The sequence below is a fragment of the Streptomyces sp. NPDC091292 genome, assembly GCF_044757265.1.
Classification (GTDB): Bacteria; Actinomycetota; Actinomycetes; order Streptomycetales; family Streptomycetaceae; genus Streptomyces.
Map to the genome: position 1 here is coordinate 96,348 of NZ_JBIVUQ010000007.1, position 24,195 is coordinate 120,542.

The 24,195-nt window shown below is 68.9% G+C and carries 27 protein-coding genes; 11 read left to right on the top strand and 16 right to left on the bottom strand.

Going from position 1 to position 24,195, the window contains the following annotated elements; all coding sequences use genetic code 11:
- Window positions 1–167: 167 nt before the first annotated feature.
- The 7 genes from ACIQNU_RS20725 to ACIQNU_RS20755 all read right to left on the bottom strand — a co-directional run bounded on the left by ACIQNU_RS20725 (window position 168) and on the right by ACIQNU_RS20755 (window position 3,199).
- Window positions 168–464: a hypothetical protein gene (locus ACIQNU_RS20725; protein ID WP_401368271.1), complete on the bottom strand. Its 297-nt coding sequence runs from the start codon at window positions 462–464 to the stop codon at window positions 168–170.
- A 60-nt stretch (window positions 465–524) separates the two neighbouring features.
- Window positions 525–713 (bottom strand): hypothetical protein, encoded by a 189-nt coding sequence (locus ACIQNU_RS20730; RefSeq protein WP_401368274.1) that lies wholly within the window; start codon window positions 711–713, stop codon window positions 525–527.
- A gap of 140 nt (window positions 714–853) precedes the next feature.
- Window positions 854–1,123, bottom strand: coding sequence for a hypothetical protein (locus ACIQNU_RS20735; protein ID WP_401368277.1), 270 nt, complete (start codon window positions 1,121–1,123; stop codon window positions 854–856).
- A complete protein-coding gene (locus ACIQNU_RS20740) occupies window positions 1,120–1,389 on the bottom strand; it encodes a hypothetical protein (protein ID WP_401368279.1) in 270 nt (89 codons plus the stop codon). The genes ACIQNU_RS20735 and ACIQNU_RS20740 overlap by 4 nt, the downstream gene beginning before the upstream one ends.
- 212 nt (window positions 1,390–1,601) lie before the next feature.
- The gene (locus ACIQNU_RS20745) at window positions 1,602–2,447 is read right to left on the bottom strand and encodes a helix-turn-helix domain-containing protein (protein ID WP_401368281.1); all 846 of its coding nucleotides are present in this window, start codon (window positions 2,445–2,447) and stop codon (window positions 1,602–1,604) included.
- A gap of 31 nt (window positions 2,448–2,478) precedes the next feature.
- On the bottom strand, window positions 2,479–2,991 hold the full coding sequence (locus ACIQNU_RS20750) for a DUF6879 family protein (protein ID WP_401368283.1): 513 nt from the start codon (window positions 2,989–2,991) through the stop codon (window positions 2,479–2,481).
- Complete coding sequence (locus tag ACIQNU_RS20755; protein ID WP_401368286.1) at window positions 2,969–3,199, bottom strand: hypothetical protein; 231 nt, start codon at window positions 3,197–3,199, stop codon at window positions 2,969–2,971. Before ACIQNU_RS20755 ends, ACIQNU_RS20750 begins: the two co-directional genes overlap by 23 nt.
- A gap of 670 nt (window positions 3,200–3,869) precedes the next feature.
- Between ACIQNU_RS20755 and ACIQNU_RS20760 the strand changes: the two genes are divergently transcribed.
- Entirely contained in the window at window positions 3,870–4,958 is a 1,089-nt protein-coding gene (locus ACIQNU_RS20760) for a glycoside hydrolase family 19 protein (protein ID WP_401368979.1), read from the top strand.
- 85 nt (window positions 4,959–5,043) lie between these two features.
- Here the strand turns inward: ACIQNU_RS20760 and ACIQNU_RS20765 are convergent, their stop codons facing one another.
- Entirely contained in the window at window positions 5,044–5,958 is a 915-nt protein-coding gene (locus tag ACIQNU_RS20765) for a DUF2382 domain-containing protein (RefSeq protein WP_401368289.1), read from the bottom strand.
- A gap of 480 nt (window positions 5,959–6,438) precedes the next feature.
- Here ACIQNU_RS20765 and ACIQNU_RS20770 point away from each other — a divergent pair, with 480 nt between their 5' ends.
- The 7 genes from ACIQNU_RS20770 to ACIQNU_RS20800 all read left to right on the top strand — a co-directional run bounded on the left by ACIQNU_RS20770 (window position 6,439) and on the right by ACIQNU_RS20800 (window position 12,396).
- Window positions 6,439–7,953 (top strand): MFS transporter, encoded by a 1,515-nt coding sequence (locus tag ACIQNU_RS20770; protein ID WP_401368291.1) that lies wholly within the window; start codon window positions 6,439–6,441, stop codon window positions 7,951–7,953.
- Window positions 7,954–8,299: 346 nt separating this feature from the next.
- The gene (locus tag ACIQNU_RS20775) at window positions 8,300–8,617 is read left to right on the top strand and encodes a hypothetical protein (RefSeq protein WP_401368294.1); all 318 of its coding nucleotides are present in this window, start codon (window positions 8,300–8,302) and stop codon (window positions 8,615–8,617) included.
- Window positions 8,618–8,664: 47 nt separating this feature from the next.
- Entirely contained in the window at window positions 8,665–9,951 is a 1,287-nt protein-coding gene (locus ACIQNU_RS20780; RefSeq protein WP_401368295.1) for a putative T7SS-secreted protein, read from the top strand.
- 149 nt (window positions 9,952–10,100) lie between these two features.
- A complete protein-coding gene (locus tag ACIQNU_RS20785) occupies window positions 10,101–10,469 on the top strand; it encodes a hypothetical protein (RefSeq protein WP_401368298.1) in 369 nt (122 codons plus the stop codon).
- Window positions 10,459–11,160, top strand: a complete 702-nt coding sequence (locus ACIQNU_RS20790; protein ID WP_401368300.1) for a hypothetical protein — start codon at window positions 10,459–10,461, stop codon at window positions 11,158–11,160. The genes ACIQNU_RS20785 and ACIQNU_RS20790 overlap by 11 nt, the downstream gene beginning before the upstream one ends.
- A complete protein-coding gene (locus tag ACIQNU_RS20795) occupies window positions 11,157–11,807 on the top strand; it encodes a hypothetical protein (protein WP_401368303.1) in 651 nt (216 codons plus the stop codon). The genes ACIQNU_RS20790 and ACIQNU_RS20795 overlap by 4 nt, the downstream gene beginning before the upstream one ends.
- A gap of 121 nt (window positions 11,808–11,928) precedes the next feature.
- Complete coding sequence (locus ACIQNU_RS20800; protein WP_401368305.1) at window positions 11,929–12,396, top strand: hypothetical protein; 468 nt, start codon at window positions 11,929–11,931, stop codon at window positions 12,394–12,396.
- A gap of 16 nt (window positions 12,397–12,412) precedes the next feature.
- Here the strand turns inward: ACIQNU_RS20800 and ACIQNU_RS20805 are convergent, their stop codons facing one another.
- The 3 genes from ACIQNU_RS20805 to ACIQNU_RS20815 all read right to left on the bottom strand — a co-directional run bounded on the left by ACIQNU_RS20805 (window position 12,413) and on the right by ACIQNU_RS20815 (window position 16,921).
- Window positions 12,413–13,483, bottom strand: a complete 1,071-nt coding sequence (locus tag ACIQNU_RS20805; RefSeq protein ID WP_401368308.1) for a WxL protein peptidoglycan domain-containing protein — start codon at window positions 13,481–13,483, stop codon at window positions 12,413–12,415.
- Window positions 13,484–13,565: 82 nt separating this feature from the next.
- Complete coding sequence (locus ACIQNU_RS20810) at window positions 13,566–15,548, bottom strand: fibronectin type III domain-containing protein (protein ID WP_401368311.1); 1,983 nt, start codon at window positions 15,546–15,548, stop codon at window positions 13,566–13,568.
- A 146-nt stretch (window positions 15,549–15,694) separates the two neighbouring features.
- Window positions 15,695–16,921: a HupE/UreJ family protein gene (locus tag ACIQNU_RS20815; protein ID WP_401368313.1), complete on the bottom strand. Its 1,227-nt coding sequence runs from the start codon at window positions 16,919–16,921 to the stop codon at window positions 15,695–15,697.
- A 173-nt stretch (window positions 16,922–17,094) separates the two neighbouring features.
- Between ACIQNU_RS20815 and ACIQNU_RS20820 the strand changes: the two genes are divergently transcribed.
- The 3 genes from ACIQNU_RS20820 to ACIQNU_RS20830 all read left to right on the top strand — a co-directional run bounded on the left by ACIQNU_RS20820 (window position 17,095) and on the right by ACIQNU_RS20830 (window position 18,580).
- A complete protein-coding gene (locus ACIQNU_RS20820; protein WP_401368316.1) occupies window positions 17,095–17,787 on the top strand; it encodes a hypothetical protein in 693 nt (230 codons plus the stop codon).
- A 75-nt stretch (window positions 17,788–17,862) separates the two neighbouring features.
- Entirely contained in the window at window positions 17,863–18,132 is a 270-nt protein-coding gene (locus ACIQNU_RS20825) for a prevent-host-death protein (protein ID WP_401368318.1), read from the top strand.
- On the top strand, window positions 18,122–18,580 hold the full coding sequence (locus tag ACIQNU_RS20830) for a type II toxin-antitoxin system VapC family toxin (protein WP_401368321.1): 459 nt from the start codon (window positions 18,122–18,124) through the stop codon (window positions 18,578–18,580). Before ACIQNU_RS20825 ends, ACIQNU_RS20830 begins: the two co-directional genes overlap by 11 nt.
- 19 nt (window positions 18,581–18,599) lie before the next feature.
- Here the strand turns inward: ACIQNU_RS20830 and ACIQNU_RS20835 are convergent, their stop codons facing one another.
- The 5 genes from ACIQNU_RS20835 to ACIQNU_RS20855 all read right to left on the bottom strand — a co-directional run bounded on the left by ACIQNU_RS20835 (window position 18,600) and on the right by ACIQNU_RS20855 (window position 24,172).
- On the bottom strand, window positions 18,600–19,199 hold the full coding sequence (locus tag ACIQNU_RS20835) for a GTP-binding protein (protein WP_401368324.1): 600 nt from the start codon (window positions 19,197–19,199) through the stop codon (window positions 18,600–18,602).
- Window positions 19,180–19,560 carry a DUF742 domain-containing protein gene (locus ACIQNU_RS20840; RefSeq protein WP_401368326.1) on the bottom strand — a complete coding sequence of 127 codons (381 nt, stop codon included), beginning with the start codon at window positions 19,558–19,560 and terminating at the stop codon, window positions 19,180–19,182. Before ACIQNU_RS20840 ends, ACIQNU_RS20835 begins: the two co-directional genes overlap by 20 nt.
- Entirely contained in the window at window positions 19,553–19,984 is a 432-nt protein-coding gene (locus ACIQNU_RS20845) for a roadblock/LC7 domain-containing protein (protein WP_401368329.1), read from the bottom strand. The genes ACIQNU_RS20840 and ACIQNU_RS20845 overlap by 8 nt, the downstream gene beginning before the upstream one ends.
- Window positions 19,985–20,004: 20 nt before the next feature.
- Window positions 20,005–22,725, bottom strand: coding sequence for a nitrate- and nitrite sensing domain-containing protein (locus ACIQNU_RS20850; RefSeq protein ID WP_401368331.1), 2,721 nt, complete (start codon window positions 22,723–22,725; stop codon window positions 20,005–20,007).
- A 259-nt stretch (window positions 22,726–22,984) separates the two neighbouring features.
- Window positions 22,985–24,172: an FAD-dependent oxidoreductase gene (locus ACIQNU_RS20855; RefSeq protein ID WP_401368334.1), complete on the bottom strand. Its 1,188-nt coding sequence runs from the start codon at window positions 24,170–24,172 to the stop codon at window positions 22,985–22,987.
- Between the last annotated feature and the right edge of the window lie 23 nt (window positions 24,173–24,195).

The window sequence follows — 24,195 nt, forward strand, 5'->3', positions numbered from 1 at the left end:
AGCACCACCGATCACGGATTCCGTCCCACTCCTAAGCGGGTGTCGCAGGTTCGAATCCTGCCGGGGGCACCAGGCAGAAGGCCCCGGACCGATCTTGGTCCGGGGCCTTCCTGTGATCGTTTAGGGGATTTCCGGGAGATCATCTCCCGGCGCGCGCTTCATGAGGTCTACGCGGCGCCACATGGCGACAGCCCGACGTTCGCCATCGCCTTCCAGAAGCTGGTCTCCAGCCCGTCGAGCCGCATGGTGGCGATCGAGTCGTCCGCGTTGAAGCAGGTGACGTCGAGGCCGGCGGGTTTGTCGCTGACCAGCCTGCTGACGATCAGCCCGTCCGCGCCGATGCCGGTGCGCCTGGCACACAGGCGCTCCGCGTCCTTGGGCCAGTCCTTCCCGTCGCCGTCCGGTCCGAGATCGGAGAACAGAACGAAGTCGTTTCCCGCGCCGTGGATCTTGCGGAAGCGCATGGCGAAGCTCCTCGTATGGGGAGGTGAGGGAGATGGTGCGATGCCCGAGCGGGGCTGTGGTCAGCGGTACTCGGCGGGCCGGTAGATGGTCCGCGCTTCTCGCATGATCAAAGGGGCACGTCCGGCGAAGTGCAGGATGCGCGCCGAGGTGGCGCCGACGGACCTCATGTCGCGGACGCGCTGATACGTGCCCCCGACGAGGATGAAGTCGCCGACGCGGACATCGGTCGGCCATCTGGTGGATCCCACCGTTCCGATCGGCGGAGGAGATATGGAGGGCAACTTCTTGGCCCTGCGCTCGTACATTCAGCTCATCCAGATGCCCAGAACGATGGCGCCGCCGAGGGCCAAGACGCTCAGGACGTAGGCGACTTGTTGGCTGTGGGGACTCATCGGGTTCCGATCAGGTGGTGCTCAACGCGACTGCGTACACGCGGGATGTCGATCTCGCCGAGGGGCACCCAGGCCGCCGCGCCCGTCTCGACCATCGAGGGGAAGAGCGCGCCCGAGGGGGCACGGAAGAGGTAGCGGATGCCGACCCGCAGGCGGGGTCCGTACCGGTGCCGGTCCGGCGTGGTCACGTCGACAGGGAACGGGCCGTCGTCGGCGCCGGCTGGGTCCATACGTCCCCGGACGATCTGGTTCTCTCGGACGCTCACGGCGCATCCAGCCCGTTCCGCTCGGCGTAGATCCAGAGGAGCCGCCGCGTCAGAAGGGCGACGTCGCGGAGGTACCGGAAAGCCCCGAACGTCGGAGTCTCAGAGGTCGGTCGATTGGTGAGGTCGACCAGTCTGGCCCCCTTGCGGAGGAGATCCCTTACGTCGCCGTCCTTCTGGGCGCCCAAGTCCTCATCGAGTAGTCCGTTCAGTTGAAGGACCATCTTCGGTAAGTGCCTGTCCATGGCCGCGCGGGTCGTGGTGTCCATGCGTAAACCGAGGACGGTATCCGATTGCGAGGAGATTGTTTCTACGTCGATGGGGGAACTGTCGGCCGCGGTGTCCTCTGCCGTCCTTAATGCCTTGCCGGTGCTTGCCATATTCATCACTGGCCCCTCCGGAGCACGCTTTCAGCCGTGCCCATAAAGCTAGGAGAGGGGAAGGGTACGGCTCTACGAATGTGCCGGAACTTGCCCGGCCTTCATCCTAGAGATTCGATGGCAGCGGTGATGATTTCACGGGCGGCGGGGCCGTAAACGGCAAGTTCGGTCAGCTCGCTGAATGTCCAGGCGTACATGGCAAGTTCGTGCTTCTGGACGACGGTCAGATGGGCCGAGATGAGTTCGACGTTCACCAACTCGTCGTCATACAGGAAGAAGCCCTCGACGGGCCACAGGCTTGAACGGTCGGCGTCCTGGGGAATGATGCCGATGCTTACCTGGGGAAGGGCCATGGCGCTGAGGAGATACCCGAGTTGGCCGGCCATCACGTCTGTGCCACCGATGCGGTAGCGCAGGACGCTCTCTTCCAAGAGGATGGCGAACTTGTGGCTCCCGTAGACGACCTTCTGTTTCTCCACCCGTACCTGGACGGCCGCCGGCACATCGTCGATGAGTCCCCGGCGGTCGCGAAGAGAGGTCAGAAGCGCGGTGATGTACGAGGCCGTTTGCACGGGGCCGGGAATGAGCCACGGTGAATATATACGGAATCGCTGGGTGCGTTCCCAGAGAGGGAGAACGGACTCCTGGGCCCACTTCAGCCCGTGGCGCTCCATCTTCCGCCACTCGACATACATGCCTTCAATTCCGCGGGCTGCCGAGATGAGATCTTCTGCCTCCCCCTCGGCGCCGCATGCGGAACACCAGTCGTGAAGGTCGCGCTCCGAGGGCGAGCGGGTGCCGCTCTCGAAGCGCGAAGCCTTCGACTCGTGCCAGCCCAGACTGTTGGCCAGCGCTCGCTTGGTGAGTCCGGCCGTTCGCCGGATTTCGGCGAGGCGTTGGCCGAGCGCCCTGCGGGCTTCCTGGACGCTCGAAGACGGCGATGTCATGTCGGTAAGACGGTCCTGTTCGTTCGAGCGGTCAGGCCGGCTCGAACTCGGCGTGCGGCGTGGCCCGCTGCCACACGGCCTCGAAAGCCGCGTCGCAGAGCTTCACCACTTCCGGGTCTTCCGTGAGTTCCAGCGCCATGTTCTCGCCCTCGCCGTCGAAGTGGTTGACGAGGACGAGGCCGGAGTCGAACAGCCAGAAGTCGTTGCCCGGGAGTGCGAGGTCGGTCGCGCTGCGTCGCGGGAGCCAGCGCACGTCTTCGCCAGCGGCGATGTTCAGCCCGTCCGTCACGTCGTACTCGAAGCGGATGTACTCGCTGACGGGCGTCGAGACGATTCGTGCCCGCCGGACCTCGACACCTCGGGAGGTGGCCTCCGTGACGATGGCGTGCCAGTCGGCCCAGCGCTCGGCGGGGTCAAGGACCCGACCGGCCTTCCAGTCGATGAAGGCGGGGTCCGACTTCATGTAGGCGTCGCGCATCTCCAGGTGGACCGCAGTCCGCCGACAGTCGCGGAACAGCTCCTCAAATGTCGGGGTCCTCATCATCGTTCTTCACCTCCAAGAAGAACTGCACCATGCGCCGGGGGATCTCCACCACGGACTCGTGGTCGGGGATGTCCATCTGTCCGAGGCGCTCGGCGTCTTCCACCTTCAGCCCCTGCACGAGGTAGCTGTCCTTCTCGTCGTCGAGGTAGACAGTGGGTGAGCCGCCGCTGGGGCTCTCCGGGTCCTTGCCGAGCTTGATCAGGGACATGATGTCCTCCTCGGATGCCGGTCACGGTCGCTATGCCAGAGCTTGCCTGCGGTCGGGCTGAGGGGCGAGGAACTTGCCGGAACTTGCCCGGAATTGGCGAGGTGACCTTATGGCGCGGGAGTGATCACGGCGACTGTCGGATCGCTCTCGGCCTCCAGGGCTGACCGGATACGAATCGCCGGCCGACCTACCGTGCAAAGCAAGAGGGGGCCGGCCGGAAGCCGGTGCACCAGGTCAGACTGCCGCCCTCAGCGGCCCCATCGCCCCCGCCATACCGAGTCAGGCACCCCGTCGCCCCTCCCCCACCGTTGAACCGTTCCTCCCCGGAGTCCGTTGCGATGTTTGCGGACGTGTGTGTGAGGTCGTGGTGGGGCGGGGAGGAGCCGGCCCGTTGGCCTCGGGGACGGAATCCGTGGCGGCCTGCAGACCGCCGCCCCGCCCAGCCCAGCCCCATCGCAGCCCGATCCCAGCCCGATCCGCAGCCCGACCGCCGACCGGCCCCAGCCCCATCCGCAGCCCGACCCCAGCCCGTCAAGGAGTGACATACATGGTCTTCGCCATCCCCCGCCTCACCGCGCGCGCGACCCGCCGCTCCCTCGGGCTCGGTGCGGCGATCGGGCTTGTGTTGGGTGCGGTCACCGCTGGGGTCGTGTTGTCGCAGCCGTCCGGGATGTCGGCGGCGGGCGGCACCGTCAGTGGTCAGATCACCGGTCTGGCCGACAAGTGCGTCGACGTGGCCGACGGCAACAGCGCGAGCGGCACGCAGGTGCAGCTCTACGACTGCAACGGCACACCGGCCCAGCAGTGGACCAACCCCGGTGACGGAACCCTGCGGGCGTTCGGCAAGTGCCTGGACGTCCGGCACGGCAGCATCGCCGACGCGGCGGACGTCCAGCTCTACGACTGCAACGGCACTCCCGCCCAGCAGTGGGTGATCACCGAGGCCAAGGACATCGTCAACCCGGCCGCCGACAAGTGCCTGGACGTGCGGGCGTACAACAGCGCCAACCGCACTCCCCTCCAGATCTGGCCCTGCCAGGGCGCCGCCAACGAGAAGTGGAACGTGTCCACGGGCGGGACCCCCTCCATCCCCGGGACCGAACCCGTTCCCGCCCCGCCGGGCGACGGCGGGTCCCCGGACGGATTCGTCGTCAGCGAAGCCCAGTTCAATCAAATGTTCCCGAACCGCAATTCCGTCTACACGTACGACGGTCTGCGCGCCGCACTCGGCGCCTACTCCGCCTTCGCCAACTCCGGCAACGACACCGTGAAGAAACGGGAAGCCGCCGCCTTCCTCGCCAACGTCAGCCACGAGACCGGCGGTCTCCTGCACATCGTCGAGCAGAACACCGCCAACTACCCCGCGTACTGCGATGCCTCCCAGCCCTACGGCTGCCCGGCCGGCCAAGCGGCCTACTACGGCCGCGGCCCCATCCAGCTCAGCTGGAACTACAACTACAAGGCCGCGGGCGACGCGCTCGGCATCGACCTGTTGAACAACCCGGGTCTGGTCGAAAGCGACTCCTCCGTCGCCTGGAAGACCGGCCTCTGGTACTGGAACACCCAGGGCGGCCCGGGTTCGATGACACCGCACGACGCCATGGCCAACGACGCCGGTTTCGGCCAGACCATCCGCTCCATCAACGGCGCCCTGGAGTGCGACGGCAAGAACCCCGCCCAGGTGCAGAGCCGCGTGGACTCCTACGTGGGCTTCGCCCAGATCCTCGGCGCCGACCCGGGGGGCAACCTCACCTGCTGAGCCCAGACTGAACCCAGTGAGGCCGTCCCCGGTGCTTCCGCCGCCGGGGACAGCCTCTGGTACGAGTGGTTCCGCCCGCCGTGGATCAGCGGTTGGGGCCGCCTCGCCTGCCGCGGTCCCGCTGATCGCCCAGATCCGTGTCGTACTCGATCTGTTCCTTGCGGACCTCGGCGGACACCTCGCGCTGTTCGGTCACCTTCTCCGTTTCGAGGCGGACGCGTTCGACCGGGACCGATTCCTTGTTGATGACCGGCTGGTCGGCGTGGAGGGTGACTTCGGCCTGCGCGTCGCCCATGCGGGTGTCGCGGATGCCGGCGCGTTCCGCGGGCGTGATCTCCTCGCGGATGACGTGCACCTCCTCATGGCTGATGGGGACCGAGGTGGTCACGTTCTCCGTCACGACGACCTTGCGCAGCCGGGCGTGGCCCACCTCGCGCTCCTCGGTGGTGACGTGCAGTTGCTCCTCGGACCTGATGAGTTCCTCGGTGTGCAGGTCCTTGCCCTCGGTGGGCGCGGAGCCGCGCACTCCGGCCAGGGGCCGACCCGTACCCGACGCGGCGGCGGCCGGGCGTCCGGTGGGCCGGTCCATACCGGCGGACGTGCCCGCACCGGCACCCGCACCAGCCGCTGACCTTGTGCCGGTGCCGGTCGTGCCCGTTGTCGTACGGGTGCCGCCCGGAGCCGTCAGGCCGTAGTGCCGGTGGAGTTGCTTCTCCTGGCTGGCGTCGAGACGCTCGTCCGCGTTGACGCGCGGGGCCTCCTTGACGGTGTCCTTGGTGTACGGGACGTGCATGTCGTCGCCGACGCGACGGGCGCCGGCCAGCGGCACAAGACTCTCGTTCATGCCGAACAGGCCGGTCTTCACGGTGACCCACTCGGCGCGGCCACTGTTGTCGCCTACGTAGACGCGGCTGACCGTACCGATCTTCTCGCCCGCCTGGTCGTACATGGTCCGACCGCTCAGAGCGTTGGGGTTGTCGAACGAACCTTCGACTGACATCGGCGATCACTCCTCGCATGGGGAAGCGCGTCCACGGGATCGGGCCCCCGACTGTCAGGCGCGCATGTTTCCATCGCGCATCCGGACGGCGGTCGCAGCAACCAGGGAGGAGCGCCCTCCTGCGACGACGACGCCACTACGGCATGCTCCACCACCGCTCATCGCCGCTACGGAAGCCTCGGGGCCATACGCCATTCGGGTGAATTCGGGGCCACCGGCCGCCGTCTCATCGCAGTTCGGCCCCTCGCGCAACTCGTTCACCCAGCCGGTCCGCCAGCCAGTCAGTCGGCGCCACTTCACCTACTTAGTAGGTTTACCAAAGGAAAGCTCGCCACCTACCTTGACACAAACCTACTAAGAAGGTTTCTTGATGGGCAGCAACGGCGGAACGGCCGGCTCCAAGTCGCTCACCCACCCCCCACTCCCCGTGGAACGACCTCCATCCGTGGAACCACCCCGACGTGAAGGACGTTGATGGCAATGACGACATCAGCTCAGGGATCCCCGCCCGGATCGCCCGAACCGCCCGAATCAGCTGGACCCGACCCCCGGCGCTGGCTGGCGTTCACCGTCTGTCTCGCCGCGGGATTCATGGTGCTGCTGGACGGCAGCATGATCAACGTCGCGCTGCCATCGGTGGAGCGCAGCCTCGACCTCACCCCCACCCAGGTGACCTGGACCGTGTCGGGCTACATCCTGGCGTTCGGCCTGACCCTGGTGACGGCCGGCCGGCTCGGCGACGACCACGGCCGCCGGAAGATGTTCCTCATCGCCCTCGTGCTCTTCCTGGTCAGCTCGGTATTCTGCGGCGCGTCCCAGAACGGCACCTGGCTGCTGATCTCCCGGATCGCGAGGGGAGCCACCGCCGGCCTGCTCAACCCCCAGATCGTCGGCCTGATCCAGCAGATGTTCGCGGGGAAGGAGCGCGGCAAGGCGTTCGGCTTCTACGCCGCGACCGTCGGCATCTCGACCGCGGTCGGCCCCTTGATCGGCGGCGGCATCATGGAGTTGGCCGGTCCGTCGTCGGGTTGGCGATACGTGTTCTACGTGAGCCTTCCGATCGGCATCGCCACCCTCGTACTCGCCACTCGGCTGCTGCCCAAACAGCACGTCGCCCGTGAGCGGACCCGGCTCGACCTGGTCGGCGCGGCGCTGCTCGGAGTCGTCGTCGTCGCGATCATGCTGCCGGTGACGCAGGCGGGAGAGGCGGAGACGGAGCCGAGTTGGTGGCTGCTCGGGGTCGCGGCCGTGGGGCTCGCGGGGTTCCTGGCCTGGGAGCGGCGGCTCGAACTGGGCGGCCGGCACCCCTTGGTGAAGCTGAACCTGCTCAAGACCCGTACCTACTCCGCCGGCGCGCTGACCGGCTTCTGCTTCTTCGCCGCACAGCCGAGCATCTTCATCCTCTGTCAGATCTACTTCCAGCGCGGGCTGCACTACTCGCCGCTCCAGGCGGCCATGGCGACCATGTCGTACGCGATCGGGTCCGCCGTCGCGGCCGTCGTCGGCGGCCGGATCGTCCATCTCTTCGGCCGCTGGCTGATCGTCGGAGGGGCGCTGGTCACCACGGTCGGCCTCGGCCTGACCGCGATGCTGGCCGGATCCGGAACCGACGGCACCACGCTGCCGCTGGCGGGATCGCTGCTGCTTGCCGGGCTGGGCGCCGGGTTCGTCATCGCGCCGAACCAGACGATGGTGATGTCGGAGATCCCCCGCCGGGAGGGCGGCACGGCCGCCGGTGTCTACCAGACCGGGCTCCGGGTCGGTTCCTCGATCGGTGTCCCGCTCGCGATGACGCTCTACTTCAGTACGTTGCAGGAGCACCGGGGCGATGTGGCGGTCGCGGTCGGCCAGGGTCTGACCGTCACCACCGTCATCTTCGCGGTGGCCCTGCTCGTCTCCCTGGCGAGCGTGCTGCTGTTCGGCCGGCATGGCGCCGCCACCGAAACGGAATCACCGACCGACTTGGCGGCGGTCGCGTCACCGTCAGCACGGTAGCCAACGGGTAAAGGGGCACTCCGTCCGTACGAACGGCCCGCATCGCCTGCTTCTCCGGCGACGCGGGCCGTCGTGCGACACCGACGACAGCCACGACAGCGACAAAGGCGCCGGACCACCAGACGCAAGGATCTCGCCGCATAGGACCCGTACTTGACGCAAACACGATTGGTGCCACGCAAACCCCGTCGATAGTGTCGATACGCCCGCCCCACCGGGAGCCATCCTGAGGCACCGACCGACCTGGTTCGCAGCCGCAATGCCAACCATGCCTGCTGCCGCCCTGCACCGGTCCGGCCCTCCGTACCACGCGGGCGAGCGTACGTACCGCGTGCAAGGAGCGAGCATGTCCAAGGGTTCGGATCTCCAGGTCGATCACGACCTTCTGTCCACGAGCGCCAAGCAACTCGCGCAGATTCGCAGCGAGTTCAGGGGTTTGGACAACTGGAAGCAGGACCTTCAACCACTGCTCGGTGACCGCCGTGTTCAGGGTGCCATGGGTGACTTCGTGGACAACTGGGACAAGAACCGGAAGCGGCTGGTCAAGGAGATCGAGGAGGTCGGGGCGATGGTCAGGACGACCAGCCACGCCTTCAAGGGACTCGACCGTCAACTCGCCGACGCCATACAGGGGAAGCAAGGGAAGCAGGGGAAGAGCACGTAGCGCCTTGGGCGTAAGCGGACCGACGGCATTGCGCAGGGGGAACGTTCATGGCTCGGCCGACCGACTGGGCTCCGCTCGCGGACACCGATCCCGTTCCGGGTGATCCGGAAGGGATTCGGCGCGAGGTCACGCATATGAAGAGGATCGCCCAGAAGCTGCGCACGCAGGCCAAGGCGATGCAGGCCATCGCCGAGTGCGACGGGCTGAAGGGCAAGTACGCGGACGAACTCGGCGACAAGGCACGCGGGCTCGGCCGGAGGCTGGACCTCGCCGAGGACCGGTACCGCGAGGTGAAGGGGCACCTCGACGGATGGGCGGACGACATGGAGACCGCCCAGGGGAGGGCGGACCGGGCCCTTGACAGCGCGAAGGACGCCCAGCGGATCATCGACCGTCATCGGCCGGAGGGCTCCGGAAGGGGCGGGGGCCAGGAATCCGGTACGGGCGGTACGGACGACGACGATCCCGTCGTACGGCGAGCCAGGGAGGACCTGGAGGAGGCCCGGACCCGACTGAACTCGGCCGTCACCTTCTACAGCGAACGCGCCGACCACTACGCCGACAGGATCCGGTCGTCGATCGACGACGACCTGGAGGACAGTTGGTGGAATGAGGTGAAGGCTTGGGTGGGGGACGCAGCCTGGCTGAGCGAGCTGGCCGATGTGCTGAGCAACGTCACCAGCATCCTCACGATCGCCGCCATCTTCTTCCCCGCCCTCGGAGTGCTGGCCGCAATCCTCACCGCTGTCATCGTCGGTATCCATCTCCTCATGGCGCTGACCGGCAACGGCTCCTGGTTCGACGTGGTGACCGACATCGCGGCGTTCAAGATGGCCAAGAACGGCATCAAAGCGGCGAAAGCGATCCAGGGGTTGCAGAAGGAGGGGCGATCCGTCGCCAAGGGCATCGCGGAGCGAGAGGCGAAGCAGCAGGCCCGCAGGAACCGCGTGGCTGACGGCCGGACCGGGGGCGGACGGCTGGGGCGGTTGCGCAGAACCGCGGACAACCAGCAGGGGCGTGCGGCTGGGGTGCGGACCCGGGACGAGGCCCTGCCTCAGGTGACGTGGATGGAGAAGGTCCGGGCCCTCGGGAACAAACGCATGGCGGAGCAGGTGAAGGACATCAAGCGTATGGGCGGAAGGTACCCGGAAGACCCGCGGCTGGGTGAGATCGCCTCGGAAGCGGCCCGCCAGAAGGGCATCTCACAGGCCTACTGGGGGACGAGTGCGGCACTCGACGCCGGCGGAAGGCTGGGGGACATGTTGTCCAGTGACTACGTGAACGCCAAGGGAAACATGACGGCACCGGGCGCAGGAGTCGGATCACAATGGTGAGGTCTCGCTCGGAGAAGCGGAGAACAGGACTGCCCCGGAGCGCGCGCACCCGGCAGGCACGTCGGGCTCAGGAACGTGTCCGCGCGACAGAGGGTACGGGGTCCGAAGCCACCGGATCCGAGACGCCCGCGTCCGTCCCGGAAGAGGAAGTGCTCTCCTCGCGATGGACCTGGTCGAACCTTGTCCTGATCGCCATCGTCCTTCTCATGGCCGCCTGGTTCATCTTCGCTCTGGACGGGAGAAGCAAGAACTGGATCGACCCTCCCATGCCCACCTGGCAGTTGGACATCGCCGCGCTCAGCCCTCTGGTGGTGCTGATCCGGTTCCGGCGCCCTGAGGTCTGGAAGCGGAGCGGCATGCTCGATTCGGACGTGAGGATCGTCAGCGGTCTCTATTTCGCGATGGCACTCCTGGGAGCGCTCGCCGGACACCCGGAGCTGTGGCTCGGGGTAGCGTTCGGCGTCGCGGGGATCGCGGGCTTCTCGTACCTGAACAGGCGTGCCGAACGTGACGGCTGATCCGGGAATCGCACCCGACGGCCCACCGACCGGATACACCTTCCTCCTCCCCGAGGACTGGGTGCGGATCCCGGTCCGGTACGGGGATCCGGACGGTGCCGTACGGTCCCTCGTCGCCTCCGCGTTCGCACAGGTGCCCTCCGACGTGCCGCGCGACAGACTGACGCCGCTTCGGCTGGAGTTGGAGCGCCGACTGCGCAAGGCCGTCGCCGAGGCTCGCGGGGCCGGGGCGCTGGAGATGTATCTGCCGGTCAAGCTGGCGGGCGAGGTGAATCTGGGGGCATCGTTCACCGTCTCCCCTGCACGCATCCCCTCCCGCACAACCGGACCCGGCGGTGGCGCCGACCCCGAAGGTGGCACCCGCCCGGTGTCCGACTCCGCGGAGATCGCCGTACAACTGCTGGCCGGCGACGGTGCGGCGGGGGCCGCGGACGTGGAGTTGAGCAGTGGCGAGATCGACGGGGCTTTGGCGGTGCGGCGGGAGCGGGTCGTGCCGGCCGATCCGGAGCGGGGGATGGAGCTGGCCAGTCGCAGGGTCGAGCACCTTGTGGCGGTGCCCGGTGACGCCGGCCGGTGGCTCGTGGTGGCCTTCTCCACCGTCGGAGCCGGGGACCCGCGCGACGATCTGGCCGATGCGATGGTCGAGTGGTTCGACGCGCTGATGACGACCTTCCGGTGGAGTTGGACGTGACCGAACCGCTCTTCGAGGTCGACCTGGAGCATCCGTTCAGCCTCGACATCGGGTGCGACCCCCTGCGATGGCTGGAGCTTCCGCCGCGCTGGGACACCGAGGAGTGGCCGGACATCTCCGTGTGGGCGGGCACGTGTGCCGAGTTGTTCTGGCGGGCGTACCGGTCGGACCCCGACGATTCGGGTATCGCCTTCCTCGCGGGCAGACTGAAGCACTTCGCGGAAGCCTTCGCGCCGGAACCCTTCGATACGCGGGTGCTACTGCGTATGTGGGAGCCGACGACCATGCCCCTCCAGGTCTGCACGATGGTCAGACCCGCCGAAGGTGACTGCGAGGCGACCCTGCGCACCCTCGTCGGAGCGGACGACGACCCGGACGCCCTGGAACCTCCGGTCGTGGAACCCTTCCACACCGACGCCCTCGGCGAAGGACTACGGGCCTTCCGCTATTTGCGGTACGACGACACCCCGGAGGTGATCGCCGCCCTCCGCTACGCCTGGCGCCACGAGAAGTCCGGTGCCGACGTACTCCTGTGGACCGCCACCCACGACACCGCCCAGGTCATCCGGGCCGCACAGGACATCGAAGAACTGGCCCACACGCTGAGCGTGGCTGTCTGGGAATCCGACTCGGAGGGGAACGGGTAGAAGCGAGGACGCCCCGGGCCAGCAGGATGTCGTCGTCCCAGGAGATTCAGGCCATCCTCCGGTGCCCCTGTCGCATCTGCCGATAGTCTCACCGGCACACCCGCCCCACCGGGAGCCCTCCATGAACCGCAGACTCACCCTGTTGACCGAAGCCACCGGATCCGGAGCACCCGCATCCGCCCCGGCGGACGAGAAGTTACTCCGGCGAGCGCCCATGGCGGGCTACGTACTGCTCGCCATCGCGCTCGCCATGGTCCACTGGTTCATCCTCGCCTTACAGGGGCAGGACACGGCCGGACCGCAAGTGCCCCTGCCCTCCTGGTGGTTGGACGCCGCCGCGCTCAGCCCTCTGGTGGTGCTGATCCGGTTCCGGCGCCCGGACATCTGGAAGCGGAGCGGCACCCTCGAATTCGACCTGAGGGTCATCAGCGGTATCTACCTTCTGATGGCGCTCCTGGGAGCGACGCTCGGCGGCTACTGGCAGCTTTGGCCCGGGGTGGTGATCAGCATCGCGGTCCAGGCGGGCGTCTCGTACGTGAACTGGCGGGCCCGCGAAGGTTCTACGGGCCCCAAACACGCATGGCCCTGAGCGGTGACGCGACCCCCTACGACTTCCCCGTACTCAAAGCCTCCTCCACCGCCTCCCGTACCCGTGTGTCCTCCCGCTCCTTGCGGCGCCTTCTGTTGCGGCGGGTTAGGAGTGTTGTTGTGGTCGCTGCCGCTATCAGTAGGAGGGCGAGGACCAGCAGGGTCCAGGGGACGGCCCAGCCGGTCGCCGTTGCCTCGACCGGTGGGAGCGACGAGGTCGAGCCCGAGGCGTCCGTGAGGACGGGGGTCAGGGTTGTTGTTGCTGTGAGGGTGAATGCCGGGGTCACCCCCTTCACCGGGACACGCATTTTCCAGGATTCGCCCGGGAGTAGTTCCGGTGGTGGGGATATCGCGCCCGCCGCCTTCTCGAACCAGCCGAACGGGCCCGCCACCGAACCCTTCTGCGTCGCCGACAGGGCCACATTTCCCGTGTTGTGGATCGTGTATGTCAGCGTTGCGTCGCCCGACGCGAAGGGCGTCAGTTTGCCCTCGTAGGCCACCTTCAGGTTCTCCACCTTCAGGCTTGGTTTCACCTCGCCGCTCACCCTCAGCTTGACGCGGATGCCGAGGCGGCGGTCGACGTTGATGCCCTTTTCGTCGTCCGGCTGCTTGAGGGAGGTGAGGATGCCTCCCACGTGGTCGCCGGGGGTCGCGTTGTCGGGGACCGTGATCGTGAAGGGGACCGTCACGGTCTTGCCGGGGCGTACCACCACGCTCGCACGGTCCGCGTGCAGCCAGGCGCCCACGCCGACCGACTTCTTGTCCCGGGTGAGCAGGTCGAGTTGGCCGGTGCCGGTCGTGTAGCCGTCGGCCGCGTACACCGCGAGCGTCAGCGGGTCCTTGCCGCGGTTGGCGACGACCATCGCGTCCTTGATCTGCCCGCCGGGGTTCACCGCGTGGCTGAAGCTGGAACGGTCGGCGCCGTAGTCGTTCGGGGCCGTCCGCACCGTCCAGGTGACGTCGCCCGTCGCCGCGTGGGCCGGGCCCGCGGGCAGCGTGGTCAGCGCGAGGGCCGTCAGGAGGGCCAGTACGACGGTTCGGACGAGGGCGGTGACCGTGATTCTTCGGGGTGCGAGGGGCGCTTGCATCTCGGGGTCCTCGGGGTGGGCAGAGCGGGTACGGGCTACGGGGTGGGCACCCGGAGGTGCCCACCCCGCCGGAAAGGTACGGTCAGCTGCTCAGCGCAGTGATCGTGAGGGTGGCGCGGTAGTCACCCTTCTCGGCGCTGCCCGGGATCTTCAGATCCAGGTCGGCACCGAGCTTGGCCTTGCCCTTGGCGTGGCCCTGGTCCGCCCAGCCGAGGCCGCGCGAGACGGAGAGACCGGCGCCGTTGTCGTCCCAGGCCGAGGCGACCGTGCCGCTGGCCTTGGCGCCCGCGCCGTCCTGGAGGACCTGCGGCGTCCAGCCGAGGTAGGCGCCGGAGAACTTCTTGTCGGCGTCCCGGAAGTCACCGACGCTCGCCGATATCGACCACGGGGCGAGCGAACGGCGGCTGTCCGACACGAGGATCGGGTTGATCTGGCCGGCCGCCTGGAAGTAGTCGCCGCTGCCCTGCTCCTTGGCGGTACCGAGGTCCACCAGGCCGTTGTAGCCGTCGATCGTCCAGCCGAACTCGCCGGGCGCGGCGGTCGGGACCTTCACCGCGAGGTCCTGGCCGTCACCGTGGTACGGGTGCACGGTGACCTTGTCGGTGACCGAGCCGACCGGCTGGCCACCGGGGGTGTTGACGCAGTTGACCTGGCCCAGCTCGACGGCCGCGTTGGGCGCCGCGCAGGTGCCGCTGCGGACGTTCTCCACGACGAGCTTGTCGTTGCGGACGCCGACCTTGACGTAGGAGCGGACGTGCTCCTGGTTCTGGGACGAGTTGTACCAGTAGCTCTCCGGGTTCAGCGGGTCGGCGCCGTTGCCCGTGCCGCTGGTGCCGGTGCTGTCCGGCTTGGAGATGTCGTAGTACTTCGAGCCGGACGCCGAGTTGGACGTCACGTACAGCACGCCACCGGGGCCGGGGTACACGTCCGCCGCGCCGGGCTGCTCGGCCGCGTTCGCCTTCTGACCGTTCTTGATCAGGTAGCTGCGCGAGTAGCTGTGGTCGTGGCCCTGGAGGACCAGGTCGACGCCCAGCTTGGAGAAGGTCGTCGGGAAGTCCGTGCGGCGCACCTTGGCGTCGCTGTCCTTGGCGTGCGCGGCCGGCGAGTAGATGGCGTGGTGGTAGACCAGCACCTTCCACTTGGCCTCGGAGCCGTGCTTGTTGATGATGTCGGTCACGTAGTTGACGTGCGCCGCGTCACCGCCGCCGCCCTGCGAGGTGGCGTAGCTGTTGCTGTTCAGGTCGATGAACAGCGTGTCCTTGTAGATGTACCAGTAGTTGCCGCCCGACGTGTTGGACGCCGGGTTGCCGTTCGAGTACAGGGGCGCCGAGCGGTCGGTGTTCGGCGTGTAGAGGTGCTGCTCGTACGCCTTGCCGCCGACGTCGTGGTTGCCGATGGTGGCGGCCCACGGGTACTGGCGCAGCTTGTCGGGCGCCAGGAAGGCGTTCCACTGCGACTCGGTGTTCGCGGTCTCGACCTGGTCGCCGCCGGACACCAGGAGTTCGGCGTTCGGGTTGGCGGCGAGCGAGACGTCGAGGGTGTCCTGCCAGCCCGCCTGGTCCTTCGGGATGTTGCCGGAGGAGCCGATCTGCGGGTCGCCGTAGAACAGGAAGTCGTAGTCGCCTTCGAAGTCCTGCGTCTTGAAGGAGTACGTCGCCGACCAGTTGCCTTCGGAGCCGACACGGTACGAGTACGCCGTGTGCTCCTTGAGGCCGGTCATCGTCGCGTGGCGGTTGTAGCCACCGCTCGTCGCGATGTTGGCGCCGCCGATGGCGTCGAAGGTGGCGGCGCCGGCCGGGAACGCGCCGTCCGTGAGCTGCGCGGTCGGGGCGAGCTGGATCTTCTGGGCGGTGTCGTCCGACGAGTACCAGGTCACCGTGCGCTGGGTCTCGTTGGCGCCCACACCGAGGATGATGCCGGTGAGCGCGGTGGGCTCGGCGGCCCCCGCGGGGGTCGACAGGCCGCTGCCGAAGGCGACGGCCAGGCCCAGGAACGCCACGGCGGCACCCCGGGCCACGCGGCGCCGCACAGGCCCGGAGGCCTGCGTGGAGGGTCTCAGATTCATCTGTTTCGTTTCCTTTGTGCACAGAGGTGCGCGAATGGAGATGCACACGGTCTCTTCACTTGGTGAACCGGTCACGAATGTGATCTTCGGGCCGGTTGAACTTCCCGGGACGTGGGCGAGTTTCAGACACCCGGCGCCGAGAGATTTCAGACACCGGCCACGCGCTGGACGAACCAGATCAGGCCCATCGCCGCGACGCCCGCCGAGACCAGGCCCGTCGCCCAGAGCCCGGCCCTCGGCGCGCGGCGGCGCAGGAGGGCGAGCAGCGGGAAGACGACGGCGATGATCGCCAACTGCACGGCCTCGATGCCGACGTTGAACACCAGGAGCGACCAGAGCAGCGTCCACGACCAGGACTCGTCGATGCCGAGCGCGCCCGCGAAGCCCAGGCCGTGGACGAGACCGAAGCAGAAGACGACCACGAGCCGCAGCCAACCCGCCCGGTCGAGGCCGAAGTGCCCGCGCGCCTCCAGGGAGACATCATCCGCGGGGTCTCCCCCGCCCCGCCGGATTCGCCACAGGTACCACCCCGCGACCACCGCGATCGACAGCGCGATGACGGGCTCGACGACGGCGGCCGGCACCTCGACCAGGCCCAGCGCGGCGAGCAGGAACGTCACCGAGTGCGCCAGCGTGAAGCTCGTGGCCGCGAGCACGATCTCCCGCAGCCGCCGCGACCCGGCGATCAGCGCGAGCAGGAACAGGATGTGGTCGATCCCGCCGAGCAGGTGCTCGGCGCCCAGCCGGAAGAACTCCCAGAAACGCTCGTACCACGCCTGACCGATCGCGAACGACGGGTGACCGGCGTCGAGTACGGCGCTGCCCGCGCGGCCGTCGATGTCGTACGTGACGATCGTCTCGGTGCCTTTGACATAGCCCTCGGAGTCGGGGAACAGCCCGCCGCGCACCTCGTCGCCCGCCCCGGGGCAGGCCCAGTCGAGCGTGAGATCGGCGTACGGGACGTCCTGGCGCCGGCCCATCGTGATGTCGCCGCTCCGCTCGGGCGTACAGGCCTTTCCGCCGTCGGAGGTCACGGAGAAACGTTTCGTGACGTACCGGACGACGGACTCCACGTGGGAGTTGAGCGCCGCGGCCTGCTCGGCGGTGTCGCCGGACTCGAACGCGGCGGTCCCCGCTTCGAAGAGGTCGTCGTCGCGGCCGGCGTCGGCGGCGGACACGACGAGGAGGTCGTACTCCAGCTCCAGCGCGGTCCGTACGCGGGTTCCGTCACCGGCGTCTTTGGTGACACCTGTGGTGACCTCGGCGTACACGGTCGAGGAGAAGCCGTGGGCGGACGCCTGGGGCGCGGTGCCCAGAACGGCGATCACCGCCGCGGTGATCCCTATGAGAACGCGGCGGACTTGTGCGGACATCGTGACTCCTTCGGGTAGCGAGTGCACGGTGCATGTCACGGGTGAACGGTCCCCGGCCGGTCGGCGAACCGTTGGACAACAAGCGTGCGAACCCCGGCCACATGGCCCCTTGGCCGGATTCAGGCGTGCAGAATTCGGACGCACGTGCCCTTACCACCCGGAGGTCGATCGCCTTGCGCCCCCCGCTCCGCGCCGCGGCCGTCCTGGCCGTTGCCCTGACCACCACCCTGGTCACCACCCTGCTCACCGGATGCGGTTCGGGCGACGACTGGTCCGGGGAGCACCCCGCGCCGAGCGCCCTGGGCACACTCGGCCCCGGGTTCACCGACCCCTCCGCACCACCCACACCGGAGGCGACCGTCACCCCGCGCCCCGGCTCCTGGGACGGCGTTCATCCGTCGAAGAACTACCGCGTGGTCCTGCTCACCGAGGGCGACGACAAGCCGACGAAGGCCCTGGTGAAGGCGGTGAAGGACTGGGCGGGCGCCGAGGACGCCGACCTCAGGACGGTGGTCCCCGACAGCCCGTCCGACCTGATCCCCGCGATCACCCGGGCCATGGACATGAAGCCGGACCTCATCGTCGGCGCGGGCAACGCCCTCATCGACCCCCTCATGACGGTCACCCCGAACCACCTCGCGCAGCACTTCCTGGTCATCGGCGCGGAGCTGCCCGAGCCCACGCACAACGTCACGGCCGTGAACTGGACAGGAGCGTCCTTCCGCGGCGAAGGCCTGGACACGTCGTCACGGTACGACGAGGGTTCCTTCACCCCGGAGCGCTGCGCGGCGGCGATACGGGCGGGGGTCGCGGCCGTACTCACCGATGTGACGGGCATCGTGATCAGCCTCGACGCCATGGCGTGACGCACCGGGTCCACCGACAACCGCGGGTGTGCCACGCAGTAGCACCCGATGGCACACGGTGGCTACCATGGGTGCATGACCGCACAGCCCGAGATCACCCAGCGTGACCTGCGTACGAGATCCAAAGAGATCATGGACGCCGTACAGGGGGGACAGGCGTTCACCGTCACCCGCGACGGACACCAGATCGGCGAACTCGTCCCCCTGCGGCGACGTCGGCGCTTCGTTCCGCGCGGCGAGTTCGCGGCCATGTCACGCACGGCACCCGACATCTCCCTGGACGCGTTCCGCGCGGACCAGGAAGCCACCGCCGCGCAGGAGACGGACGACCCCTATGACCGTTGAGCACCAGCAGGGGCTCCTGGACTCCAACATCTTGATCCTGCGCAAGTGGATCGACGCCGAAGAACTGCCCGCCGAAATGGCCATCAGCGCCATCACCCTGGCCGAACTCTCCGCAGGACCCCACGAAGTGCGCGGGAACGACGAGCAGGACGACTACGACGAACACACGGAGCGCGCCCGGCGCATGGACGTCCTCCAGCGCGCCGAGAACGAGTTCGACCCGCTCCCCTTCGACGCGGAAGCCGCCCGCATCTACGGCAGGGTCTGTGCGTCCGTGATCAGTGCGGGGCGCAAGCCGCGGCGCCGGATCGCCGACCTGATGATCGCCGCGATCGCCATCGCCGAGGATCTCCCCCTCTTCACCACCAACCCGGACGACTTCAAGGGCCTGGACGACCTGCTCACCGTCGTCCCGGTCACCCGCCCCCACGTCCTGCACGACCGCTAGCCGTGCCCGCCCAGCGCCGTCAGTACGGATGCCCCGCCATCGCCATCCGTGCCGATGCCTGGGCTCGGGCCGCCTCCAGGACTGCGAGGAGTACCGCCTTGCTGGAGGCGCGGTCGCGGACGTCGCACAGGATGACCGGGGTCGACGGGTCGAGGGCCAGGGCCTCGCGTACCTGCTGGCTGGTGCACTCCCGGCGGCCGTCGAAGCAGTTGACGCCCACGGCGAAGGGGATTTCGCGGGCCTCGAAGAAGTCCACCGACGCGAACGACGCGTCGAGCCGGCGGGTGTCCGCGAGGACGATCGCGCCCAGCGCGCCGAGCGCCAGGTCGTCCCACATGAACCAGAAGCGGTCCTGACCGGGCGTTCCGAAGAGATAGAGCACCAGCTCCGGCGAGATGGTGATGCGGCCGAAGTCCATGGCGACCGTCGTCGAGGACTTGCCCTCGATCCCGGCGAGGTCGTCTATGCCGCGGCTCACCTCGGTGATGCGTTCCTCGGTCTCCAGCGGGGGGACCTCGCTCACCGCCCCCACCATGGTGGTCTTGCCCACGCCGAACCCGCCCGCGATGAGGATCTTCAACGCGGTGGGCAAAATCGGCTCAGAGCTGACGGATACCATCCATCACCCTTTCGATGAGTTCCACGCTCGGTCTGTCCATCTGTGAGGGCGGCGCGGTGACGAGGATCAGCGAGGCGTGCAGCAGGTCACCGCAGAGCACCTTCACCACGCTGACCGGCAGATCGAGGTGCGCGGCGATCTCGGCGACCGCCACCGCACGGTCCCGGCACAGCTCCAGGATGAGAGCCGACTCGGGTTGTAAGGGCTCGTGGTCGATCTCGTCGGGTGACAGGGAGACGACCAGCGTGATCAGCGTGAAGCTGTGCTGACTGTGGCGGGTACGGCCGCCGGTGATGGCGTACGGCCGGACATGGCGTCCGGCCTGCTCACCGTCGTCGTCGGTCCACCGGGGGTCAGGCATCCGGGAAGTGACCCCCGGTGGGTGTCTGCACGCGGGGCGCGGCGCTGAGGTACTTGCCGACCTGCTTCACCAGCGTGCCCATCTCGAACGCCATCATCCCGACGTCGACCTCCTCGGACGCGATCGCGGCGAGCCGCGCTCCCCGCCCCGCGGCGGTGACGAAGAGGAACGCCTTCTCCATCTGGATCACGGTCTGCTGCACCTCGCCGCCCCTGAAGTGCCGCGCGGCGCCCCGGGCGAGGCTGTGCATGCCGGAGCCGACCGCGGACAGGTGCTCCGCGTCGTCGCGCCCCAGCTCTTTCGACTTGCCGATGAGGAGGCCGTCCCCGGACAGGACGACGGCACAGCGGATCTCGGGGATCCGGTCCACCAGTCCGTCCAGGAGCCAGTCCAGCTGGGCAGCGGGTTGTACCTGCTCAGTCATTGCTGATTGTTCCCTCACAGTTAGTTGGCGCCGGGGCCGCGCGACTCCGTCCGACCGTCCGTACCGGTCGAGTCGTCGACCTCGGAGATCCGGGCGCGCTGCAGTCCCTGCTGGATGGCGGTCATCGCGCGGGCCGACAGATCGGGGGAGAGTCCGGTGTCGCCGTCGCTGTCCTGCCGTACCGGTGGTGCTTCCGCCGCCTCCTTGCGCAGTTGCTGCGCGAGGCTGGCTCCCCGGGTCCGCTGAGGCAGCACCCGTGGGGTCGTGAGCGGCTGGGGGGCGTCGTCGCCCTGGCCGGAACCGTGGCCGGGAACCGCGCGCCCGCGCCCCGCGTCGGGGCGGGCCTGCCCGGAGTCCGGGCCGGGATACGTGTGCGTGGTCCCGCCGTCGGGGGCGGGGTACGCGTGCGGAGCGGGGTGTTCCCGGGATACGGGATGCCCTCCGCCGGGATGCCCTCCGCCGGGCGTCCACTCCTCCGGCACGGGTGCCGGAGCCGCCGTGTGTCCTGATGCAGCCGGCAACAGACCCGCACCTCCGTACTCGGGGAAGCCGCTGTGGTCGGGGAGCTTCACATGCGTGGTGCCACCGGTGAGGCCGGCGCCGCCCGCGATGCCCGCGCCCGCGAGGGCGTCGGCACCGACGAGGGAGTCGGCACCCACCAGGGCGCCCGCCAGGACACCGCCGCCGCCCGACGTGACACTCGTGACGCCCGACGCGCTGATGCCGTCGAAGTCGTCCGCCGTGCCGATCGCCCGGTTCGCGTTCGCCGCCGCCGACCTCAACTGGTCGAGCACCGGGGACTCGTGCTCCTCCAGAAGTGCCTGCGGAAGCAGCACGATGGCGAGGGTGCCGCCGTACACGGACTCGCGCAGCTCCACCTTGATCTGGTGGCGGTCCGCGAGGCGGGCGACGACGAAGTGGCCGAGGCGCGGGTCCTCGCCCAGGGTCACCATGTCGAGCTTGGGCGGGTGCGCGAGGAGATGGTTGGCGCGCGCCCGCATGTCCTCCGGCATGCCGAGGCCGTGGTCCTCGACGTGCAGGGCGAGACCCTTGGCCACCCGGGTCGCGCTGACGTACACCTGGGTGTCGGGCGGCGAGAAGCTGGTGCCGTTCTCGATGAGTTCGGCGACCAGGTGCGTGACGTCGGCGACGGCACGCCCGGTGAGGGACAGCTGCCGGTCCACGGGCAGGTTCTTCACCTTGACGCGGGTGTACTGCTCGGTCTCCGCGACGGCGCTGCGCATCACGTCGGTGATGGGCACCGGCTGGGTCATCCGGCGGCTCGGCGGCGAACCGCTGAGGATCACCAGGTTCTCCGAGTGGCGCCGTACGCGGGTGGCGAGGTGGTCGACCTTGAAGATGTCCTTCAGCAGGTCGGAGTCCTCATGCTTGCGCTCCAGGTCGTCCAGGAGCGAGATGAGGCGGTGGATGAGGATCTGGGTGCGCCGGATGAGCTGCGCGAACACCTTCTCGGTGCCTTCGCGGCCCCGGGACTGGTGGACGACGGCGTCCTGGACGACGCGGCCGAGCTGGTCGACGGCGGCGTCGATGCGCTCCATCTCGTCGCCGTCGCCGGGCCGTTCGGCCGGCATGACGGTCGGTTCGACGCGTTCGCCGCGCTCCAGGCGGGCGAGCAGTTGCGGCAGCTTGTCGGTGCCCAGCTCCTCCGTCTTGCGGTGCAGCGTGGCGAGCCGCCCGAGCACCGAGCGCTGGAGGCGCAGCGCGAGGATCGCGCCGCCGACCAGGAAGAGGACCGTGACGACCGTGCTCAGGATCAGGCCGATGAGCAGGGTGTTGGCGCGGTCGGAGCCGCTGCCGGTGAGGTCGTCGAGCGAGCCGGCGCCGACGCCGCGCAGATCGTCCACGACGGATGCGGCGGCTTCCGGCCAGTCCTTGGCATCGCCCGGCAGGCCGTTGCCGCCGCCGGTCGCCACGGCGTCCTCGATCGCCGCGACCGCCGACCACTCGGCGCCGCCGGTGACCCGGTCGAACGCGGCGGCCCGGCCCGCGGGCAGGCCCCGGGCGTCCAGGGTCGCGCGGACGTCACGCTGCACGGCGACGTACTGGCCGAAGCGGGCGCGGGCGGCCGGTTCGAGCTTGTCGGCCGGCAGGGCCCCGGCGAGTACGGCGTCCTCGCGCGAGAACATCTCCGTGAGCTGGGCCAGCGAGGTCGCGGCGAACGCGGTCCGGGAGAGCGTTCCGTCGTCGGTACGGGTCGCCGTGGTGAGCAGCGCCTGGCCGTGGGCGACGGTCTCCGTGAACCAGTCGAAGGTCTCGGTGGCCGACAGGGTGCGCTTGTCGACCGCGTCGCGGCGCTCGGACAGGGTGTCCAGGGCATCGCCCAGAGCCCGTGCGCGGCTCTTGAGCGTCGTGGTGTCCAGCCCTGCGGGTGAGGTCCGGTCGAACTCCTCGACGGCGGTATCGGTCGCCTCGCGGGCGTTGTCGAGCGCGGTGCGTGTGGAGTCGCTGCGGGCGGCCTGCCAGGCGGCGGTAAGGCGCCGCTCGTCCTGGAGGCGGGACATGACGGCCTCGGCGGGCCGTCCCGCCGATGACGCGCGTTCCATGTCGGCGCGCAACCGGCTCTGCTCGTCCAGCAGTCCGGCCGCCGTATAGCCCCACAGTCCGGTGAGCAGGAGTGCGGGAACGACGAACGGCAGGGCGAACGAGAACCGGAGAGATCGGCGGGAGGCGGACCGTTGAGTCGTCCGCTGAGTTGTCCGCCGGTCGCGGGAGCCTGGCATCTGAATCCTCGTACGGCAGCAAATAACTGGTGGCGGTAGGGGATGGTGCGGAATGCCCAACTTTCCCCCGCGCGCGGTGAGTTGACTGACCGTCATCGCAGGTCGGCGCTGTGCGAACCGTATCAGGGTCACTGCCGCATCGTCAGCACCCGTTGACGGCTCTCACCCCGGGGCCCACAGGCCGAACCCCCGGGTCCGTTTTGCATCCTGTCATAGGAACGGCACCCGGGGGATCTTGGGGCTGGACGGCGGCCTCCGGTCAGAGAAGGGCCAGCAGACGGGGGGTGTAGAGGGCGCTGGCGGTCGAGATCCCGGCCACCATGTCGAAGTAGATCGCGGTGAGATCGGCGTCCGTCTGCACCGCCCGGAGCAGGGACAGGCGCTGTTCGTTGGGGTCGGCGAGCTGGGCGACGGCGAGGGTGGACTCATAGCCGGGTGTCAAGGCGGCGTCCCGGTCGGCGGCGTACTTTCCGAGCGCTTCGTCCAGTTGCCGGGGGTCGCCGTCGAGGCCGTCGCCGATGTGCCGTACGAGGGTTTCCGCCTGGAGGAAGGCGTCGCTGATGCCGCGTGCGGTGATGGAGTCCTTGTGGTGTCCGGCGTCGCCGACGAGGGCCCAGCCGGGGCCCGCGGCCTGCCGGAAGAAGTTCTGCTGATCGCCGGTGCCGCGCAGCCGCTCGACGGGGCGCCGCCCCTGGAGCCGTTCGTGGAGGGCGGGCGCGGTGTCGCGGATCTGCGCCAGGTAGGCGCGGCGGGCGTCGGTGCGGACCTCTTCGAAGCGGGACTGCGGGAAGTAGGCGAGTACCAGGGTCGCCGCGTCGTTGGTGGGGACGGCGGCGACCCAACTGCCCGGTCTCTCATAGAGTTCGAGCGCCGCGGGCACCTCGTCCCAGTAGGTGTAGTACGCGCAGGTCAGGCGCTGGTCCTCGACGGTGAACGGCGCCTGCGCGAGGCGGGCGACGGTGGAGCGCATGCCGTCGGCGCCGATCACGAGCGGGGCGCGCTCGGTGAAGGACCGGCCGCGGCGCCGGCCCTCGACGCCGGTGACCCGTCCGGTGTCGTCGCGCAGCAGCCGGGTCACCGACGAGCGGGTGCGCAGGACGGCACCGGCGGCGACGGCGGCCTCGACCAGGATCTGGTCCAGGACGTGGCGCCGGGGCGCGTATCCGGCGCGCTGGCCCCCGACACCGCGCGCGCACCCTTCGAGGCGGATGTCGGCGACCTCGTAGACGGCGCGGTCGAGCGGCGGGCAGCCCGAGGCGTGGACGGCGTCGAGCAGGCCCCAGCGGGCGAGCGCGGCGATGCCCGGCTGGTGGACGAGGTGGGTGGAGAGGGTGTCGGAGGGGAACTCGGCCCGGTCGAGCAGGAGTACCCGGTATCCCGCGCGGGCGAGCAGCAGGGCGGTGGGGGCACCGGCGCAGCGCGCCCCCACCACGATGGCGTCGAACATGTGGGACCTCTCAGACCGTGGAC

Coding starts and splice junctions, on each gene's coding strand:
- ACIQNU_RS20725 (WP_401368271.1), bottom strand. CDS start 464: ATGCGCTTCCGCAAGATCCACGGCGCGGGAAACGACTTCGTTCTGTTC.
- ACIQNU_RS20740 (WP_401368279.1), bottom strand. CDS start 1,389: ATGGACACCACGACCCGCGCGGCCATGGACAGGCACTTACCGAAGATG.
- ACIQNU_RS20745 (WP_401368281.1), bottom strand. CDS start 2,447: ATGACATCGCCGTCTTCGAGCGTCCAGGAAGCCCGCAGGGCGCTCGGC.
- ACIQNU_RS20750 (WP_401368283.1), bottom strand. CDS start 2,991: ATGATGAGGACCCCGACATTTGAGGAGCTGTTCCGCGACTGTCGGCGG.
- ACIQNU_RS20755 (WP_401368286.1), bottom strand. CDS start 3,199: ATGTCCCTGATCAAGCTCGGCAAGGACCCGGAGAGCCCCAGCGGCGGC.
- ACIQNU_RS20760 (WP_401368979.1), top strand. CDS start 3,870: ATGTCGGCGGCGGGCGGCACCGTCAGTGGTCAGATCACCGGTCTGGCC.
- ACIQNU_RS20765 (WP_401368289.1), bottom strand. CDS start 5,958: ATGTCAGTCGAAGGTTCGTTCGACAACCCCAACGCTCTGAGCGGTCGG.
- ACIQNU_RS20770 (WP_401368291.1), top strand. CDS start 6,439: ATGACGACATCAGCTCAGGGATCCCCGCCCGGATCGCCCGAACCGCCC.
- ACIQNU_RS20775 (WP_401368294.1), top strand. CDS start 8,300: ATGTCCAAGGGTTCGGATCTCCAGGTCGATCACGACCTTCTGTCCACG.
- ACIQNU_RS20780 (WP_401368295.1), top strand. CDS start 8,665: ATGGCTCGGCCGACCGACTGGGCTCCGCTCGCGGACACCGATCCCGTT.
- ACIQNU_RS20800 (WP_401368305.1), top strand. CDS start 11,929: ATGAACCGCAGACTCACCCTGTTGACCGAAGCCACCGGATCCGGAGCA.
- ACIQNU_RS20805 (WP_401368308.1), bottom strand. CDS start 13,483: ATGCAAGCGCCCCTCGCACCCCGAAGAATCACGGTCACCGCCCTCGTC.
- ACIQNU_RS20810 (WP_401368311.1), bottom strand. CDS start 15,548: ATGAATCTGAGACCCTCCACGCAGGCCTCCGGGCCTGTGCGGCGCCGC.
- ACIQNU_RS20815 (WP_401368313.1), bottom strand. CDS start 16,921: ATGTCCGCACAAGTCCGCCGCGTTCTCATAGGGATCACCGCGGCGGTG.
- ACIQNU_RS20825 (WP_401368318.1), top strand. CDS start 17,863: ATGACCGCACAGCCCGAGATCACCCAGCGTGACCTGCGTACGAGATCC.
- ACIQNU_RS20830 (WP_401368321.1), top strand. CDS start 18,122: ATGACCGTTGAGCACCAGCAGGGGCTCCTGGACTCCAACATCTTGATC.
- ACIQNU_RS20835 (WP_401368324.1), bottom strand. CDS start 19,199: ATGGTATCCGTCAGCTCTGAGCCGATTTTGCCCACCGCGTTGAAGATC.
- ACIQNU_RS20840 (WP_401368326.1), bottom strand. CDS start 19,560: ATGCCTGACCCCCGGTGGACCGACGACGACGGTGAGCAGGCCGGACGC.
- ACIQNU_RS20845 (WP_401368329.1), bottom strand. CDS start 19,984: ATGACTGAGCAGGTACAACCCGCTGCCCAGCTGGACTGGCTCCTGGAC.
- ACIQNU_RS20850 (WP_401368331.1), bottom strand. CDS start 22,725: ATGCCAGGCTCCCGCGACCGGCGGACAACTCAGCGGACGACTCAACGG.
- ACIQNU_RS20855 (WP_401368334.1), bottom strand. CDS start 24,172: ATGTTCGACGCCATCGTGGTGGGGGCGCGCTGCGCCGGTGCCCCCACC.